This window comes from Cellulomonas septica (genome assembly GCF_012396155.1).
Lineage (GTDB): Bacteria > Actinomycetota > Actinomycetes > Actinomycetales > Cellulomonadaceae > Cellulomonas > Cellulomonas septica.
The window spans coordinates 1-3,174 of record NZ_JAAXOY010000422.1; the positions used below are offsets into that span (position 1 = coordinate 1).

Genomic DNA, 3,174 nt, shown 5'->3' on the forward strand with positions numbered 1-3,174 from the left:
ATGCGCGTGCCGCCGCCGTGGGTGGTGTGGCGCGACATGCCCGTGTGGGAGTGGCGGCAGGCCGGCGTCGACGACCAGCGGTCCTCGACGATCAGGCGCGCGGCCGAGGTCGGTCGCCGGCTCGACGAGGCGGTCGACCTGCCGCTCACCGAGGCGCGGCGACGGCTGCTGACGGTCCGGGGCATCGGGCCGTGGACGGTCGCCGAGACGACGTCCCGCGCGCTCGGCGACGCCGACGCGGTGTCGGTCGGCGACTTCCACCTCGCGCACCTCGTCGGGTGGGCGCTCACGGGCCGCCGCACGGACGACGCGGGCATGCTCGAGCTCCTCGAGCCGTGGCGCGGGCACCGGCAGCGCGTCATCCGGCTGGTCGAGACGACGCTCGCGGGTCGCGCCCCGAAGTTCGGGCCACGCTCACCGCGCGCGCTCCCCCTGCGCTGACATCCCCAGCGCTGACACGTCCAGCGCTGACATGCCCTGCGCTCACGTGCCCTGCGCCGGCGTCGTCGCGCGGCCGGCTCGCGGTTGGCCACGCCGCCCGCCACGGGGCAGGATCGACCCCGACGAAAGGTGGGTCCCATGAGCTATCCGGTCATCGCGCCGCGCGACGAGGAGCGGACCGAGTCCGCAGGTCGCGTCGTCGGCGCGTTCTTCGCGTTCCTGCTGTTCGCGGCGGGGATCGTGCTGTTCGCGCTGTCGTTCCAGGGTCCCGACTGGAGCCACTGGACGTTCGTCGGCGCGATCGCGTCGATCACGCTGTCGTTCATGATCCCGACGACGATCCTGCCGGCGCTCGAGGGCGACTGACCGCACCGGTCCGGCGACCCCGCCGGGCTCGACGGCAGACCGGCGAGCCCGGCGCGGCGCGGACCCCCACCCACGCGGGGGCGCCCGTCAGCGGTGCGTCTGCGCGATCCGGACGTGGTTCCCGAACGGGTCGCGCAGCCCGAAGTCGATGCCGTACGGCCGCTCGGTCGGCTCCTCCGTGAGCTCGACCCCCCGCTCCTTGAGCGTCGCGTACGTCGTGTGCGCGTCGTCGGTCGTGAGGAACAGGTGGCCGCCCGTCGCGCCCTTCGCGACCAGCTCGCGGACCTGCTCGGCGGTCGCCGGGTCGAGCGACGGAGGCCCGGGGCGCTCCAGCAGGACCTCCCGGTCCGGGGCACCGGGCACGCGGACCGTGAGCCAGCGCATGAAGCCGAGGTCCTGGTCGGTCCCGATCTCGAAGCCGAGCTTGCCGACGTAGAAGTCGAGCGCCTCGTCCTGGTCGAGCACGTAGATCTGGGTGATGGAGATGGAGTTCAGCATGCCGCCGACGCTACTGAGCGCCGTCAGGTCGACGCTTCTCCGAAACTGCTCGGTCTGACCCACGCCTTGGTGAAGCACGTCGGCGCGATCGCGAGCGGCCCGCGTGCGCGGTGCGCGGTCGGCGACTCGCCGACGACGTCGCGGAACGTGCGGCTGAACGTGCCGAGGCTCGTGAAGCCGACGGCCAGGCAGATCTCGGTGACGCTGCGGTCGGTCTCGCGCAGCAGCAGCATCGCGCGCTCGACGCGACGACGCTGCAGGTAGCGGTGCGGGGTCTCGCCGAACGTCGCGCGAAACGTGCGGATGAAGTGCGCCTCCGACACGTGCGCGACGCGCGCGAGCGACGGCACGTCGAGCGGCTCGGCGTACGCGCGGTCCATCGCGTCGCGGGCGCGCAGCATGCTCCGGTTGGTGTCCTCGACGGCCTTGCTCACGCCCGTCATCGAACCACCGTCGCGCGCCCGCCGGACGCATCCCGCCCTCACGGACGGGCCGTCGGGAGGCCGTGGATCCCGACCACCCGGGAGGACTAGCGTCGGTCGCGGCGGCGAAGGGCTTCTCGTCCGGGTGCGACGACGCGACGACGCGACGACGCCTCGTGCATCCGACCACGCACGTGCCTCGGTTGCTGGAAGGAGGGGTCCCATGGGACCTCGACGACTGCTGCTCCTGATCGGATCCGCACTTCTCCTCGCGCTGGTGCCCACCACGGCATCCGCCCACCACCCGTCGCCCGGCACCGACCCCGTCCGGGTCGTGACGGGGCTCGGCAGCGGGATGGGCAGCACGATCGGCCCTGACGGGGCCCTGTACGTCGCGTCGCCCGAGAGCGGCGTGATCTCGCGCGTCGACCCGCGCACGAGCGCGGTCACGACGTTCGCGTCCGGCCTGCCCACGCGTCCCGCGGGCGGGGGCGGGGTGTTCGACGTCGCGTTCCGCGGGCGCACCGCGTACGCGCTCGTGACGTTCGTGAGCGCCGACGTCGGCGGGTCAGCGGTCGACGGGATCTACCGGGTCGACGGCCCGAGCACGTTCACGCTCGTCGCCGACATCGGCGCCTTCGCGACCGCGAACCCGCCCGCGACCGACTACTTCGTCCCCACCGGGGTGCAGTTCGCGTTCGAGCCGTACCGCGACGGGTTCCTCGTCTCCGACGGTCACCACAACCGCATCTACCGGGTGCGGCACGACGGCTCCGTGTCGGTGCGCCTCGCGCTCCCGAACGTCGTCCCGACCGGCCTGGCGCTCAAGGGGTCGACGGTGTTCGTCGCGGAGTCCGGACCGCTGCCGCACCTGCCGCGCGACGGCAAGGTCGTCGCGTTCGGCCCGCACGCGTCGACCGCGACGACCGTCGCGGCGGGCGGTCCGCTCATGGTGGACGTCGAGTGGGCCGGCGGGCACCGGCTGTACGCGCTCGCGCAGGGCGACTGGCCGCCCGGCGGCGAGGCGGGCTCCCCCGCGGCGCCCGGCACGGGCCGGCTGTACTCCGTCGGCCACCACGGCACGCTGCGGCTCGTCGCCGACGGTCTCGACCAGCCGACGTCGTTCCAGGTCGTGCGCGGCACGGCGTGGGTCGTGACCCTCGGCGGCGAGGTCTGGCGGGTCGGTCTCGGGCGCTGACGCCTCAGACCCGCTCGTCGCCCGCCTCGTGCACCCAGCGGGCGATCTGCACCCGGTTCGTCGCGTCCAGCTTGGTGAGGACGTTCCCGACGTGCGTCTTCACGGTCGCGACACCGAGGTGCAGCGCCCGCGCGATCTCCGCGTTCGACATGCCCGCGCCGACGGCCTCGGCGACCTCGCGCTCACGGTCCGTCAGCGTCGCGAGGAGCGCGCGCGCCCGCTCGCGGGGCGGGTCGCCGGCCGGTGCGG

General features: G+C 74.0%; 6 protein-coding genes. 3 read left to right on the forward strand and 3 right to left on the reverse strand.

Features of this window, described 5'->3' with window-relative positions; translation table 11 throughout:
- Both HGA02_RS14300 and HGA02_RS14305 read left to right on the forward strand, forming a co-directional pair.
- Positions 1 to 441, forward strand: a 441-nt coding sequence (locus HGA02_RS14300; RefSeq protein WP_425483068.1) for a DNA-3-methyladenine glycosylase family protein, incomplete at its 5' end; no start/stop codon positions are given.
- A 138-nt stretch (positions 442 to 579) separates the two neighbouring features.
- Positions 580 to 807, forward strand: a complete 228-nt coding sequence (locus HGA02_RS14305; protein WP_124344125.1) for a hypothetical protein — start codon at positions 580 to 582, stop codon at positions 805 to 807.
- Between the two features lie 87 nt (positions 808 to 894).
- On the opposite strand, the gene HGA02_RS14310 is transcribed toward HGA02_RS14305, so the two are convergent.
- Both HGA02_RS14310 and HGA02_RS14315 read right to left on the reverse strand, forming a co-directional pair.
- The gene (locus HGA02_RS14310; RefSeq protein WP_168679638.1) at positions 895 to 1,305 is read right to left on the reverse strand and encodes a VOC family protein; all 411 of its coding nucleotides are present in this window, start codon (positions 1,303 to 1,305) and stop codon (positions 895 to 897) included.
- 23 nt (positions 1,306 to 1,328) lie between these two features.
- On the reverse strand, positions 1,329 to 1,748 hold the full coding sequence (locus HGA02_RS14315) for a helix-turn-helix domain-containing protein (protein ID WP_210728599.1): 420 nt from the start codon (positions 1,746 to 1,748) through the stop codon (positions 1,329 to 1,331).
- A 202-nt stretch (positions 1,749 to 1,950) separates the two neighbouring features.
- Here HGA02_RS14315 and HGA02_RS14320 point away from each other — a divergent pair, with 202 nt between their 5' ends.
- On the forward strand, positions 1,951 to 2,925 hold the full coding sequence (locus HGA02_RS14320; RefSeq protein WP_168679640.1) for a ScyD/ScyE family protein: 975 nt from the start codon (positions 1,951 to 1,953) through the stop codon (positions 2,923 to 2,925).
- Positions 2,926 to 2,929: 4 nt separating this feature from the next.
- Here the strand turns inward: HGA02_RS14320 and HGA02_RS14325 are convergent.
- Positions 2,930 to 3,174 (reverse strand): response regulator transcription factor (locus HGA02_RS14325; RefSeq protein WP_168679642.1); only part of this gene is annotated, 245 nt, incomplete at its 5' end.

Coding starts and splice junctions, on each gene's coding strand:
- HGA02_RS14305 (WP_124344125.1), top strand. CDS start 580: ATGAGCTATCCGGTCATCGCGCCGCGCGACGAGGAGCGGACCGAGTCC.
- HGA02_RS14315 (WP_210728599.1), bottom strand. CDS start 1,748: ATGACGGGCGTGAGCAAGGCCGTCGAGGACACCAACCGGAGCATGCTG.
- HGA02_RS14310 (WP_168679638.1), bottom strand. CDS start 1,305: ATGCTGAACTCCATCTCCATCACCCAGATCTACGTGCTCGACCAGGAC.
- HGA02_RS14320 (WP_168679640.1), top strand. CDS start 1,951: ATGGGACCTCGACGACTGCTGCTCCTGATCGGATCCGCACTTCTCCTC.